Raw genomic sequence first — 14,262 nt, forward strand, 5'->3', positions numbered from 1 at the left:
CAAAGTGAAATTAACACGATTTAAATTAAGTACTTTTACTATTTTATATCATCTCTACATTATGACACTGAACTTAGTTGAAAATGATTATATTTGAATAACTTTGATTTTGTAGTGTAAATTCTACTATAAAGTATACAAACTAATTCATGTTTTGTCAAAAAGTTTCAAGCATACAATTATTAACTTTATTTCTCATACAATCTATCAATAAAAAGTTATAGAATAATTTCTCTTTACTTATCTAATAAAAACATTGACAATACTATTTCCAAGGGTTGTAAAATCGTCCCTGATTCTGCAAGATAAGTAGTAAACTAGCTACTAAAAACAAGGCTGCCAAAAGCAAGGTAAGATAGTCTCCTTTTTTCAAGGCCTGGTAACTATACCAAGTGCGTTTTTTCTCTTTTCCAAAGCGGCGAAGCTCCATGGCGGTCGCGATGGTATCAATGCGTTCTAGAGAGCTAAAAATCAAGGGAGTAATAATGCGCAGATTGCCTTTGATTCGTTGCATAAGAGAAGCTTTCTTGGATAATTCCATCCCCCGCGCTTCCTGAGACATCTTGATAGTAAAGAATTCTTCCTGCAAATCTGGAATATAGCGCAAAGTCAGGCTGACTGAATAGGCAATCTTGTAAGGCACACCGATTTGATTTAAACTGGAAGCAAACTGACTAGGGTGGGTTGTCATCAAAAAGATAATAGCCAGAGGAATGGTGCAAAGGTACTTAATGGCTAGATTTAGCAGATAAAAGAGCTCTTGACTGGTCAGAGTGTAGGCACCGATTCCCTGCCAAATCACGCTTCTCTCTCCGTAAAGGTCCACCCCATACTCGGGAGAAAAGAGATAGACCATCAAGACGTTTAAAACGGCAAATACCGTCGCAAAAACGGCTACAAAGGAAACATCTTTAAAACGGATTTCTGACAAGTAGAGGATAAAGACCGAAAAAATAGCAATCAGAACAAGCAGCCTGGTATCATAGCTAATCATGGCCGCCAATGATACGAGAATGAAAAAGAGGAGTTTACCAGCGCCTGACAAGCGATGAATCACAGTATCTCTATGCTGGTAACCGATTAATTTAGCTTGCAACCTTCTCTCCTTTCTTTGTAAAATGCCGTTAACGCAAGTGGATCCACGTCTAGTTTCTTGGCCAAGTTGAAGATTGAAGTTTCTTTTAGGTTGGCTTTTACTAACAACTCAGGATTGCTCAAAAGACTAGCTGGATCGGTATCGGCAATCAATTCCCCATCCACCATGACAAGGGCTCGGTCTGAATAATCCAGCATCAATTGCATATCATGAGTAATCATAACAATAGTATGACCTTTTTGATGCAGTTCTTCGAGAAATTCCATAATCTCAGTATAGTTCTTCTGGTCTTGACCTGCAGTTGGTTCATCTAAGAGGATAATTTCAGCCCCCAAGACCAAAATTGAAGCAATGGTCACACGTTTTTTCTGTCCAAACGAAAGGGCAGAAATGGGCCAATTACGGAATTCATAAAGACCACAGATTTTCAAGGTTTCATAGACTCTCGTTCCAATTTCCTGCTCGTCCACACCTCGCAAACGTAGTCCCAGAGCCACCTCATCAAAAATCATATTGGTTGAAATCATTTGATTAGGATTTTGCAACACATAGCCCACTCGTTCCGCCCGCTCTGCAACAGAATCTCCTTTGATATCCTGCCCTTCCCAAAGATAGCGACCTTCCGTCTGGATAAAGCTACTTAAGGCCTTGGCTAGGGTTGATTTCCCTGCTCCATTTTTCCCGACAATGGCAATCTTTTCGCCCTTTTTAATATCCAGATAAATGGATTTTAAAATCGGTCTATCATCATAAGAAAAAGACAAATCCTCTAATTTAAAGAGTGACTGCAATTCTACGGTTTCTTTTGCCAGTTCATTCTGTAGCTGAACCTGACCTTTTGAGATAGACAAGTTATCCAGATTTGCTAACTGTTCTTCCTTGGCTAAATCCACACCCAATTGACGGAGAGTGGTTAGATAAAGGGGTTCTCGGATTCCATTTTGAGTCAATAAATCAGTCGCCAGTAGTTGGTCAGGGCTCCCATTAAAGAGAATACGACCATCGTTTATCAAGACAATCCGATCCACAGGGTGATGCAGAACATCCTCCAAACGGTGCTCGATAATAAGAGTCGTCGTCCCCTCCTCCTTATGAATCTGATCAATCAATTCGATAATATCCTGACCTGACTTGGGATCCAGATTGGCGAGTGGCTCATCAAACAAGAGAATAGGACTCTCATCAATCAAGACACCAGCCAGACTGACTCGCTGCTTTTGTCCACCAGACAAATCCTGAGGACGCTGATTCAGTAAAGAAATAAGGTCCAGCTTTTCAGCCCATTTATGAACACGATTTTTCATCTCATCTAGTGCTGTTACATCATTTTCTAGAGCAAAAGCCAAGTCCTCTGCCACGGATAACCCGATAAACTGCCCATCTGTATCCTGCAAAACTGTGCTGACTAGATGAGATTTATCATAGATGCTCATATCAAATGCTGCTTGCCCCTTGATCAAAAATTCTCCAGACATCTGACCCTTGTAAATATTGGGAATAATCCCATTCAAACATTGACCCAAGGTCGACTTACCTGACCCGGATGGCCCAACAATTAAGACTTTCTCTCCCTTATAAATGGTCAAGTCCACCCCTTGCAAGGTTGGTTCTTGTTGCGTTTCATACTGGAAAGAGAAATCCTTCCACTCAATTATAGCTTCTTTCATCTTACTCTCTTCATTCGCTTCTTCTACTCAATGAAAATCAAAGAGCAAACCAAAAAGCTAGCCGTAGGTTGCTCAAAACACTGTTTTGAGGTTGCAGATAGAGCTGACGCGGTTTGAAGAGATTTTCGCAGAGTATTAGACTTCTATTTTATCATAAATCGAACCCTTCTTGCAGTCTCTTCTCTTAAAATCTTAGCGCCAAAAAGAGTCCTATCATAGCTTGCTTGCCTGACTAGGCTATAAACATCGAAAAAGACCGGTTGCCCAGCCTTTTCCTTTATGTTAATCCCTTTTCAAACTTCCTGAACGAGTCTGTGTACGTGAATAAGCTAGCAAGAGAAGGGTTCCTGCGATAGCTATAGTTACAGCGTTAGCAATACCTGCAACAATCCCTTGAGCAAATACTTTTTCTGCCGCTTCTTGATAAATCACAACATCTCCAAGTGGTGCCAAAACACCCCAAACAAGAGCATTTGCAACAATCTGAATGAGGTTAAAGAAGACAATATCCTTCAACTCAAAAACACCCTGTGTTACTCGAATGTATTTTCTAAAGAGACCGACGGCTAGACCAAAGAGACCACTAGCAATAATCCAAGTCCACCACAGACCATAGCCAGCAAGAGAGTCCTTCACTGCATGCCCAATTAAACCAACAAGTAATCCCACTAGAGGGCCAAAAATGATAGACAAGAGGCTCTGTACCGCATACTGAAGCTGGATACTTGTATTTGGAACAGGTGTCGGAATGTTAATCATCCCGATAACAACAAAGAGGGCAGCTCCAACACCGATAGCAACAACTTGTTTAATTGATTGATTTTTCATCTATATTCTCCTATTTTACGATTCTATTTTCTTTATTTCAATGGTCCAAGATGAACCGACACCCACATTATAGGCCTTGGCAAAGGAACCTTGGTTAATAGCCAGACCTAAACGATAGAGAGAGTTGATGTAAAGGATGGGTTGCCCAATTCTCACATCTGCAAATGATTTGCCATAGACAACCTGATTTTGATAGACCAGCATATCAGCGTGATAGATAGTCACCTCAAAACGGTCACCGAATGCTGGTTCCAGCTTGTAAAATTCTTCTCGCGTGATAGAGGTCCAAAGCGAACCAAAACGCACATCCAGAATATCAATAGCTCCCTTCACCAGATGATCTTCTATGATGGTTTCTACGACTGGAAGCTCCACAATCTGATCCACACTGAGCTCTGGCCCCACTTCCTCAAAACTAATGTGACCACTGGCCAGTTTAGCACCAGTATAGGCATAAACATCACGGCCGTGGAAAGTATAAGAATGCTCTGTATTTTGACGTCTATTGGCCACTTCAGAAATCTCACGAATAGCTACAATGCCAACGTGTTTCTTGATAAAGGAAAGGGTCCCATTGTCTGGCGTGACAATGTATTGATTTTTTACAGTCTTGGCAACCACACTCTTACGTTTCGAGCCGACACCTGGATCGACAACCGATACAAAAGTCGTTCCCTCATGCCAGTAATCCACCGTCTGAAAGAGACGGTAGCTCCCCTCAAAAATATTATAAGGCGTGATATCGTGCGTCAAGTGATGAATTTTTAAGGTTGGAGACTCTTCTAAAGCCACTCCAATCATAGCCGATACCGCACCATCTACCAAACCAAAGTCTGATTGTAATACCAGTAAATTATTATTCATTTTGTCTCCCCGTATGTTCTTTATCATACCATATTTCAGAGAAAGGTGCTAATAGCTATTTCAAGTGCTTAGGGTATAGTTTTACCTTATAGCAAAATTTCACTAAAAGCTCTGGTTATTAGCTAGTAGGTGCATTTTTTCTTGAAAAAGGGTATGATAGTTACATCATGAAAAAGTAGGTTTTATTATGAAAATTATCCTTGTCGGAGGGGGAAAAGTTGGTTTTGCCCTCTGTCGCTCCTTGGTTGCAGAAAAGCATGATGTTTTGCTGATTGAGCAAGACGAAGCCGTTCTCAATCATATTGTTAATCGCTTTGACATCATGGGTATCCTTGGTAACGGAGCCGATTTTACCATCCTTGAACAAGCCAGTGTCCAAGATTGTGATATCTTTATTGCTTTGACTGAATACGATGAAGTGAATATGATTGCAGCCGTTCTAGCCAAAAAAATGGGAGCTAAAGAGACCATCGTTCGGGTGCGGAACCCTGAATATTCTAACTCTTATTTCAAGGAAAAGAATATTCTCGGTTTTTCTCTTATCGTTAACCCTGAGCTCTTGGCTGCCCGCGCTATCGCTAATATCATTGACTTTCCCAACGCCCTATCTGTCGAACGTTTCTTTGGTGGAAGAGTCAGCCTCATGGAATTTGTCGTCAAGTCCACTAGTGGTCTTTGCCAAATGCCCATTTCTGATTTTCGTAAAAAATTCGGTAATGTCATTGTCTGTGCGATAGAAAGAGATCATCAAATTATCATCCCAAGTGGTGACATGACCATACAGGATAAAGATAGAATCTTTGTCACTGGTAACCGTGTTGATATGATGCTCTTCCATAATTATTTCAAATCTCGTGCCGTGAAGAGCCTTCTCATCGTCGGGGCTGGGAGAATTGCCTATTATCTACTTGGTATTCTCAAAGACAGTCGTATCGATACAAAAGTCATTGAAATCAATCCTGAAATCGCCAGCTTCTTTAGCGAGAAATTCCCAAATCTCTACATCGTTCAAGGAGATGGTACCGCAAAAGATATCCTGCTAGAAGAAAGTGCTCAAAATTATGATGCCGTTGCGACTCTAACAGGAGTCGATGAGGAAAATCTGATTACCTCTATGTTCCTTGACAGGGTAGGTGTACAGAAAAATATCACCAAGGTCAATCGTACCAGTCTCCTCGAGATTATCAATGCACCTGATTTTTCAAGTATCATTACACCTAAAAGCATTGCTGTAGACACGATTATGCACTTTATTCGTGGTCGAGTGAATGCCCAGTATTCAGACCTTCAGGCCATGCACCATCTAGCAAATGGTCAAATCGAAACCCTGCAATTCCATATCAAGGAAGCCAATAAAATGACTGCCAAACCTCTTTCTCAACTGAAATTGAAAAAAGGGGTTCTTATTGCAGCTATCATTCGAAAAGGCAAGACTATTTTCCCTACTGGAGAGGAGATGCTGGAAGTTGGAGATAAACTCCTGGTAACGACCTTGTTGCCAAACATCACCAAGATTTATGACTTGATCGCGAGGTAAGAAATGAATAAAAGTATGATTCGTTACCTCCTTTCAAAGTTACTTTTGATTGAAGCTGTTCTTCTTTTGGTTCCTGTGGCTGTTGCTATCTATTACCGTGAATCGAGCCAAGTCTTTACAGCCCTCTTTTCGACTATAGGGATTCTCGTATTACTAGGCGGTTCAGGAATTTTACAAAAGCCAAAAAATCAACGGATTTACGCCAAGGAGGGAGTCTTGATTGTTGCCCTCTGTTGGATCCTTTGGTCTTTCTTTGGTGGTCTCCCCTTCGTCTTTGCTGGCCAAATTCCCAGCCTTATCGATGCCTTTTTTGAGATTAGTTCCGGCTTTACAACTACTGGTGCAACTATTCTGAACGACGTTTCTGTCCTCAGCCGTTCCCTCCTCTTCTGGCGAAGTTTTACCCACTTGATTGGAGGGATGGGGGTGCTTGTTTTTGCACTTGCTATTATGGACAATGCCAAGAATAGCCACCTAGAGGTAATGAAGGCTGAGGTTCCTGGTCCTGTTTTTGGTAAAGTAGTGTCCAAACTCAAAAATACTGCCCAGATTCTCTATCTCCTTTATCTAGCTCTCTTCTCCCTCTTTGTCATCATCTATTATCTGGCTGGCATGCCCCTATTTGATAGTTTTGTTATCGCTATGGGGACCGCGGGAACTGGGGGATTTACCGTCTATAACGATGGAATTGCTCACTATGGTAGCTCACTAATTACCTATCTGGTTAGTATCGGAGTTTTGGTTTTTGGGGTAAATTTCAATCTCTACTACTACCTCATGCTTCGTCGGATCAAGGCCTTCTTTGGAGACGAAGAACTTAGGGCGTACTTAGCCATCGTAATAATTTCTACAGGCTTGATTAGCCTTAATACTCTCTATCTCTACCCAGGATTTTCCAAAAGCTTTGAAATGGCCTTCTTCCAGGTTTCCAACATCATTACAACAACTGGTTTTGGATATGGAGATATTACCAACTGGCCTCTCTTCTCCCAGTTCATCCTCCTCTTCCTCATGGCAATCGGTGGTTCTGCTGGTTCAACCGCAGGTGGACTCAAGGTTATTCGAGGCCTCATCCTTTCAAAAATTGCTAAAAACCAGATTTTGTCAATCCTATCGCCCCACCGTGTTTTGACCCTCCATGTTAATAAAACGGTGATTGACAAAGATACCCAGCATAAGATTCTCAAGTACTTTGTCATCTATGCTATGATTTTGCTAGCACTTATCTTTATTGTCAGCCTAGATAGCAATGATTTCCTGGTCGTTACCAGCGCTGTCTTTAGCTGTTTCAATAATATCGGGCCTATCCTAGGAACCACTTCTAGTTTCTCAATCTTTAGTCCTATCTCAAAAATTCTTCTCTCCTTTGCAATGATTGCAGGGCGCTTGGAGATTTATCCAATCCTACTTCTCTTTATGAAGAGAACTTGGTCTAAGAGATAAAATATAACCACACCTTGTATCTAACAAAGTGTGGTGTTTTTATTTTCAGATACTTCCCTAAACTCAACCGACTCTTTTTAAACAAAGTGAGACACTTCAGAAAATGACTTAAAATATTTAATACTCAATGAAAATCAAAGAGCAAACTAGGAAGCTAGCCACAGGTTGCTCAAAGCACCGCTTTGAGGTTGCATATAAAGCTGACGTGATTTGAAGAGATTTTCGAAGAGTATAAGAACTCAAAAACCCTCAGTCGTTTGACCGAGGGTTCCTTTTCATTATTCAAAAACTTAATTAGCTCAATGCATCCAATGCATCATCCATTGAAAGAACTTCGTGGAAGACACGTTGTGTCAATTCAGTTTTTTGTTCTGGAGTGAGGTATTTAGTGTTTACACAGTATCCAGAGATACGTACGATAACATCTTCACCTGACATGATCTTTTCATAAACATCGTTCAAGTCCATAACGTTCAAGTTAACGTGTTGTCCACCGTTTTCGAAGTAACCATCAAGGATTGTTACCAAGTTATCAACTTGTTCGTCACGAGTCTTACCAAGAGCGCGAGGTGACACTTGTGTAGTCAATGAGATACCGTCAGCTGCATAACTAAAGTCAAGGCTAGAAAGTGAGTTCAAGTTTTGCAACCATCCACCTTTAGCTTTGTTAGATGGGTTAGCACCTGGTGAGAAGAATTCAAGTTTAGACAAGTTCACAGAACCATCTTCGTTGAGGTACACACCTTTGTGAACTGGTGAGTTACCAGTTTGTTTAGAGTAAGCAACGTTAGATGTGATTGTCAAAAGTGATACAGTAGCTTCTGCGTCTTTGTAAAGTTTGTGGCTACGTAGACGAGTTGTGTAAGCTTCAATCAACCATTCTGCCAATTCGTTTGAGCGTGGGTCATCTTCACCCCAACGTGGGTATTCACCGATTGTTTCGTAATCGTAGATGTAGCCATTTTCATCACGGATTGGTTTAACTGTAGCATATTTGATAGCTGACAATGTATCAACAGTATTGGCAAATCCACAGATACCGAATCCCATGTTGGCACGTTGTTTAGTTGGCAAGAATGCCATTTGAACAGCTTCATAGTTGTACTTATCAGTCATGTAGTGGATGATATTCAAAGCATCTACATAAGTGTCAGTCAACCAGTCAAGAGATTTTTCAAAGTTTTCTTTAACTGATTCAAATTCAAGAACTTCGTCACGGATTGGTTCGATGTCAAATACTTTGTAGTCTTTGTGAACATCGTCGTAACCACCGTTCAAACCAGTAAGAAGGGCTTTCAATACGTTTACACGAGCACCGAAGTACTGGATGTTGTGGCGTTGTTCTTCATTTTCTGGGTCAAGTGGAGACACACAGCATGAGATACAGCTCATTTCACCATATCCGTCTTTAGCCATTGTTGTTACACCTTCGTATTGGATAGAAGAGTGTTTGTGGCTCATGTGCATACAGTAGCGACGGAAGTTATATGGCAATTTGTCAGTCCAAAGAACTGTCAAGTTTGGTTCTGGAGAGTTACCGATATTGTCAAGAGTGTTCAAGAAACGGTAGTCCATCTTAGTAACACGGTGACGACCGTCGTTACCCATACCAGCCATAGAAGTTGTGATGAAAGTTGGGTCACCTGAGTACAATTGGTCGTAAGCTTTTGTACGAGCAAATTTAACTGTACGAAGTTTCATAACGAAATCATCAACAAATTCTTGGATTTCTGATTCAGTAAATGTACCACGAGCAAGGTCACGTTCTGCAAAGATGTCCAATACGATTGGCACACGTCCTAGAGATGTAGCAGCACCGTTGATAACACGGCAGACAGACATGAAGGCGATGTTAACCCATTGGATCGCTTCTTTAACGTTCATCGCTGGTTTGCGAACATCAACACCGTAAAGGTCACCCAAGCGAACAACTTGTTGCAATGCTTGGTATTGAAGGTTGATTTCTTCACGAAGACGGATTGTTTCTTCATCGATTTCTTCGATTGCATTCCAGTCGTTTACTTTTTCTTGCATCAAGTAGTCTGCACCGTAAAGAGCAAGACGTGCGTAAACACCGATGATACGTCCGCGTGAGTATGCATCTGGAAGACCAGTTACAGTGTGAGCGTGACGAGCGCGACGGATGTTTGAAGTGTAAGCACGGAAGATACCGTCGTTAACTGTTGTTACGTATTTAGTGAAGATTTCGTGAACAGCTGGATCTGGTTCGTATCCATTTTCTTTCAAAGTAGTTTCAGCCATACGGATACCACCTTTTGGCATGAAGTTCAATTTGAAGAGTTCATCATTTTGGATACCATAGATAACTTCGTTTTCTTTATCGATAAATCCTGCTGGAATATCAGCGATAGATGTTGGACGAGTGTCCATTGGGAAACGAGTTTCTTCGTAGTGAGCCTTAGTTTCTTCTACAATTTTTTTGATGTGAAGTGAACGTTCTGTTGGCCCTGCAAGGAAGCTTTCATCTCCATCGTAAGGTGTGTAGTTAGCTTGTACAAAGCGTGATACACTTGCTTTTTCTTTCCAATCTACGCCTTTGAAGCCTTCCCAAGCTTTGTCAAAAATATCTTGTGCTTCAACAACTGTTTTAACAACCATGTTAATGTCCTCTGTTTTCTTTCTAGTAACAGTCATCTGTTACATTTATGAAACCAGTATACCATACAGTAACCGATTTCAACAAGCAAAAATTCCTTATTTTTACACTTTCTTTTCTAACACAGACCGTATTCTATACCAAACTGTATTATATTTTTGAAAAAAAGAAAGTCCTTTTTTCTTTTTTTCAGAAAAAAGGGTATAATAAAAGAAAATAAGCAGTAAAAAGGTGCTAGGCATGTTGATTTTCCCCTTATTAAATGATTTGTCAAGAAAAATCATCCATATTGACATGGATGCCTTTTTTGCTGCGGTGGAAATCAGAGATAATCCTAAACTCAAAGGAAAACCTGTCATTATCGGAAGCGACCCTCGGCAAACAGGTGGGCGGGGAGTCGTTTCTACCTGTAGCTATGAAGCACGAGCTTTTGGTGTTCATTCTGCCATGAGTTCCAAGGAAGCTTATGAACGCTGTCCCCAGGCCGTCTTTATCTCAGGGAATTATGAAAAATATAAATCTGTGGGCCTCCAGATTCGAGCGATTTTCAAGCGTTATACAGATTTGATTGAGCCTATGAGTATTGACGAAGCCTATTTGGATGTAACAGAAAATAAACTCGGGATTAAGTCAGCAGTCAAAATCGCTCGCCTCATTCAAGAGGATATCTGGCAGGAACTTCATTTAACTGCTTCTGCTGGCGTTTCCTACAACAAATTCTTAGCTAAAATGGCTAGCGATTATCAAAAACCACATGGTTTGACAGTGATTCTACCTGATCAAGCTGAGGATTTTCTCAAACAAATGGATATTGCTAAGTTTCATGGAGTAGGAAAAAAGACGGTGGAACGACTTCATCAAATGGGTGTTTTTACTGGCGCTGACCTACTTGAAGTTCCTGAATTGACTCTAATAGACCGTTTTGGCAGACTGGGCTATGACCTTTATCGAAAGGCTCGTGGCATTCACAACTCCCCCGTCAAATCTAATCGCATCCGTAAATCAGTCGGCAAAGAAAAAACCTATGGAAAGATTCTCCGTGCCGAGGAAGACATCAAAAAAGAGCTGACTCTCCTATCAGAAAGAGTCGCTCTCAATCTCAGTCAACAAGAAAAATCTGGAAAAATTGTCATTCTAAAAATCCGCTACGAGGACTTTTCAACTCTTACTAAACGAAAAAGTCTGGCCCAAAAAACACAGGATGCTAGTCAGATAGGCCAAATAGCCCTACAACTCTATGAAGAGTTAGACGAGAAAGAAAGAGGTGTCCGCCTGTTGGGGATTACCATGACTGGATTTTAAAACCTTGAAGAGCTGACTCTTCAAGGCTTTTCTTATACAAACAAACGGACAAAGCTATAAAGCAATAAGACACTACCAAGTACGATACGGTATTTACCGAAAAGGGTAAAGTCGTGTTTTTTCACATAGCTGGTCAAGAAGCGAATAGCGACCATGCTGACTGCGAAAGCGACTCCCATGGCAACCAAGAGCAAGAACAACTGTCCAAAGCTCAAGAGCTGTCCTGCTTTCACAAATTTGAAAATCTTTAAGGCGCTAGCCCCAAACATAACAGGAATTCCAAGATAGAAGGTAAATTCTGTCACAACAGAACGACTGGTTCCATTTAACAAACCACCGACGATCGTTGCCCCAGAACGGCTTGTCCCTGGTAAAAGGGCAAGAACTTGGAAGAGACCGATATAGAAGGCTGTCGTATAAGGAAGCTTGTCCAACTCTGTCACACTTGGCTCGATAGCACGCGCTTTATTGCGCTTTTCCAAATAGATAAAGGCAATCCCATAAATAATCAACATGAGAGCAACAGAAACCATGTTATGGAAGTGGGTATCAAACCAATCATCAAACTTAAAGACGGCAAGTAAAGGCAAAGTTGCAATCAAGACCTTCAACCATAGTCTCCAAGTCTTACGAACTTCCTGCTTATCCTTAGTCTGTTTGAAAGGATTGAGCTTGTTAAAGTAAATAACCATAACCGCCAAAATCGCTCCAAGCTGAATTACAACATTAAACATGGACATAAAGGTTTCGTTTTGATTTTGGTATTGGATAAATTCCTCTGCTAAAATCAAGTGACCTGTACTAGAAATTGGCAACCATTCCGTAATTCCTTCAACAATCCCGAAGAAGATAGATTTTAAAATTTCAATAAGATACATAGATTACTCCTTTTTTCTATCTTCCATTATAGCATATTTTTTCAGCCTGTGATAGCTCTCTTTAAAAGGCACCGATACTGCCACCACCGCCGCCGCCAGAGAAGCCACCCCCAGAACTTCCACTTCCAGAAGATACGGAGTAGGTACTTGCTGTATTTGCGACACTGGCATAATGGCTCATTTGCGCGCTTGAATGATAAAACATGCCATGCCAACCATAATATACATAAAGATTGATATCTGGATTTTCTACTTGGATATGATGCACCTTCATCAAATGACTGACCTTATCCGCATAGCCAAATAAGGTCGCATAGACCAAGAGGCGATTCCAGACCACAATACTTTCCAGCTCAGCCTGATCCAATCGTGCAATCTCCCGCAACATATTTTCAAAACTGGTCCAGAGATAGTAGACTTCTGCTCCTGCTTCATTTAGGACACCATCACGATTATCTAATCGAAGCTTCCAATAATAGAAAACAGCCAAAGCCAAACCTAGAAAACCAAGTATTGGCAAGAGGAGGTAAAAATAAGCATGAACATCCAAACTATACAAGAACAAACCAAATCCAATAAATAGAGGTAGAATCGTAGAGAGTCCCATCCCCACTTGCAAGACATTTTCCAAGCCAGTTAAAGGACGATAGTAATCTGGGAGACCCCAGAAGGAAACTCGATTTCTCACTCCTTCTTGCATCTGTTTCAATACTTCTTCGAAAGACGATTTGAGCTGACGCCCCTTTGCTTGAATCCGTTTTTCATCAGCAGCTTTAGCTCCGCGATAAAGGCTGTCAGATACCTTGTAATCCGCAAACAAATTGGAAAGAGGGGCTTCTTTTTTGCCTGAAAAGGCAAGATTTAGACAGTCTCTCTCAAAACTTGACAAACCATCTTCTTTTACCAGTCTTAACCCAACTGCATCTCCTTCTGAAATAATAGAAACATTTCCACGGTCAATCACATCTAACAAGGTAGCTTGAATAAGTTGGTCAAAGGTGAATTTTCCTGCTCCTTTTGTTAGAGGACTCACTTCCTCCAAAGAGGTCGAGTAGACAGCCTCTGATAAAACCATAGGTTCTAATTCCATTGGTGGTTCGTAGAGACGATGATTTTTGGCATATTTGACTGAAGGAGTGGTCTTTCTTCTATAAATGAAATAGAAGCAAATACTCAATAACAAGGAGATAGAAAGTATCGAAGGAAACACCCTCGTAACGAGTTGTTTACTCTGCTCTTTTTCTCTAACAATCGAGTCTTCTATCTTATTAAACTCTTCTAAACGATTCCCTTTCAAGCCCTGATCCCTAGCGCTAGCAAAATCGGTCCGAGGCCAGTAGGCATGCAATTCAACTCCACGCTTAGCCGGAAGATTGTCTAAACGAATAGTATAATCAAGGCTACTCTTTTCAATCGTTCCCTCTCTAAAAAGTTTCCCTGTATGGAAAAAGAGTTTTTCAGCTCCCTTGTCGCCCCTTACATGAAATTCAAACTTTCCAATAGCCCCTGAACTATCTGTTAAAGGTTGCCAATTTAATTCAGCGATGTCATCATATAGAAAAAGCAAATTTTTTAAATTCCATGTGAGGTCAACTTCAACTATGTCGCCCCCCTGACCTGAATTGTAGACTTTCACAGTATAACCATTTGCTTCTTCTGCCACTTCGCTAGTAACATCTGTCAGTTCAGCACCATTTTTCGCGGCCTGAACCTTTGGATGAGGATCAATGTCAAATCCGCTAGGCATCTTGCCAGCACGTCCAAGTCCCACGATTTGGCCCTTAAAGTCCTCCTCAAACTGGTAAACTATCTTCTGTCTAAATTCTGCTGTATTGTCTGCATGAATATACAAATCCCCTTGATAAGAGTTTATCTTGAAATCAATGGCAAAAACAGAGAATGGCAGAAGGCAAAACAAGCCTAACACTAGTAAGAAAAAAGTTTTTTTCATCAACTAAGCCCCCTTTTTATCTTTGTTATCATTATATCATTTTTTCATAAGTAAGGGCTTACCTATATTGAAAAATAGA

The 14,262-nt window shown here is 40.8% G+C and carries 10 protein-coding genes; 3 read left to right on the plus strand and 7 right to left on the minus strand.

Annotation, left to right across the window (positions count from 1 at the left end):
• Positions 1 to 265: 265 nt before the first annotated feature.
• The 4 genes from HMPREF0851_RS09245 to HMPREF0851_RS09260 form a co-directional block, all read right to left on the minus strand.
• Positions 266 to 1,096 (minus strand): energy-coupling factor transporter transmembrane component T family protein, encoded by an 831-nt coding sequence (locus HMPREF0851_RS09245; protein WP_001148084.1) that lies wholly within the window; start codon positions 1,094 to 1,096, stop codon positions 266 to 268.
• Positions 1,081 to 2,763 carry an ABC transporter ATP-binding protein gene (locus tag HMPREF0851_RS09250; RefSeq protein ID WP_000656515.1) on the minus strand — a complete coding sequence of 561 codons (1,683 nt, stop codon included), beginning with the start codon at positions 2,761 to 2,763 and terminating at the stop codon, positions 1,081 to 1,083. The genes HMPREF0851_RS09245 and HMPREF0851_RS09250 overlap by 16 nt, the downstream gene beginning before the upstream one ends.
• Positions 2,764 to 3,045: 282 nt before the next feature.
• Positions 3,046 to 3,591, minus strand: a complete 546-nt coding sequence (locus tag HMPREF0851_RS09255; protein ID WP_000795922.1) for an ECF-type riboflavin transporter substrate-binding protein — start codon at positions 3,589 to 3,591, stop codon at positions 3,046 to 3,048.
• A gap of 15 nt (positions 3,592 to 3,606) precedes the next feature.
• Positions 3,607 to 4,455: an S-adenosyl-l-methionine hydroxide adenosyltransferase family protein gene (locus HMPREF0851_RS09260; RefSeq protein WP_001063587.1), complete on the minus strand. Its 849-nt coding sequence runs from the start codon at positions 4,453 to 4,455 to the stop codon at positions 3,607 to 3,609.
• A gap of 187 nt (positions 4,456 to 4,642) precedes the next feature.
• Here HMPREF0851_RS09260 and trkA point away from each other — a divergent pair, with 187 nt between their 5' ends.
• Both trkA and HMPREF0851_RS09270 read left to right on the plus strand, forming a co-directional pair.
• A complete protein-coding gene (gene trkA / locus HMPREF0851_RS09265) occupies positions 4,643 to 5,992 on the plus strand; it encodes a Trk system potassium transporter TrkA (RefSeq protein WP_000691679.1) in 1,350 nt (449 codons plus the stop codon).
• 3 nt (positions 5,993 to 5,995) lie between these two features.
• Positions 5,996 to 7,435: a TrkH family potassium uptake protein gene (locus HMPREF0851_RS09270; protein WP_009014275.1), complete on the plus strand. Its 1,440-nt coding sequence runs from the start codon at positions 5,996 to 5,998 to the stop codon at positions 7,433 to 7,435.
• A 294-nt stretch (positions 7,436 to 7,729) separates the two neighbouring features.
• On the opposite strand, the gene pflB is transcribed toward HMPREF0851_RS09270, so the two are convergent.
• Positions 7,730 to 10,054 carry a formate C-acetyltransferase gene (gene pflB, locus HMPREF0851_RS09275; protein ID WP_000260648.1) on the minus strand — a complete coding sequence of 775 codons (2,325 nt, stop codon included), beginning with the start codon at positions 10,052 to 10,054 and terminating at the stop codon, positions 7,730 to 7,732.
• Between the two features lie 238 nt (positions 10,055 to 10,292).
• On the opposite strand from pflB, the gene dinB reads away from it, so the two are divergent.
• Entirely contained in the window at positions 10,293 to 11,354 is a 1,062-nt protein-coding gene (gene dinB / locus HMPREF0851_RS09280; RefSeq protein WP_000904573.1) for a DNA polymerase IV, read from the plus strand.
• Positions 11,355 to 11,386: 32 nt separating this feature from the next.
• Here the strand turns inward: dinB and HMPREF0851_RS09285 are convergent, their stop codons facing one another.
• On the minus strand, positions 11,387 to 12,232 hold the full coding sequence (locus HMPREF0851_RS09285) for an undecaprenyl-diphosphate phosphatase (protein ID WP_000280784.1): 846 nt from the start codon (positions 12,230 to 12,232) through the stop codon (positions 11,387 to 11,389).
• A 61-nt stretch (positions 12,233 to 12,293) separates the two neighbouring features.
• Positions 12,294 to 14,183 (minus strand): DUF2207 domain-containing protein, encoded by a 1,890-nt coding sequence (locus HMPREF0851_RS09290; protein ID WP_000750624.1) that lies wholly within the window; start codon positions 14,181 to 14,183, stop codon positions 12,294 to 12,296.
• Positions 14,184 to 14,262 lie beyond the last annotated feature (79 nt).

The sequence above is a fragment of the Streptococcus sp. M334 genome, from assembly GCF_000187745.1.
GTDB lineage: Bacteria > Bacillota > Bacilli > Lactobacillales > Streptococcaceae > Streptococcus.

Bases quoted from the DNA above. Each gene is read 5' to 3' on its own strand.
- HMPREF0851_RS09290 (WP_000750624.1), bottom strand. From the start codon at position 14,183: ATGAAAAAAACTTTTTTCTTACTAGTGTTAGGCTTGTTTTGCCTTCTG.
- pflB (WP_000260648.1), bottom strand. From the start codon at position 10,054: ATGGTTGTTAAAACAGTTGTTGAAGCACAAGATATTTTTGACAAAGCT.
- trkA (WP_000691679.1), top strand. From the start codon at position 4,643: ATGAAAATTATCCTTGTCGGAGGGGGAAAAGTTGGTTTTGCCCTCTGT.
- dinB (WP_000904573.1), top strand. From the start codon at position 10,293: ATGTTGATTTTCCCCTTATTAAATGATTTGTCAAGAAAAATCATCCAT.
- HMPREF0851_RS09250 (WP_000656515.1), bottom strand. From the start codon at position 2,763: ATGAAAGAAGCTATAATTGAGTGGAAGGATTTCTCTTTCCAGTATGAA.
- HMPREF0851_RS09270 (WP_009014275.1), top strand. From the start codon at position 5,996: ATGAATAAAAGTATGATTCGTTACCTCCTTTCAAAGTTACTTTTGATT.
- HMPREF0851_RS09255 (WP_000795922.1), bottom strand. From the start codon at position 3,591: ATGAAAAATCAATCAATTAAACAAGTTGTTGCTATCGGTGTTGGAGCT.
- HMPREF0851_RS09260 (WP_001063587.1), bottom strand. From the start codon at position 4,455: ATGAATAATAATTTACTGGTATTACAATCAGACTTTGGTTTGGTAGAT.
- HMPREF0851_RS09285 (WP_000280784.1), bottom strand. From the start codon at position 12,232: ATGTATCTTATTGAAATTTTAAAATCTATCTTCTTCGGGATTGTTGAA.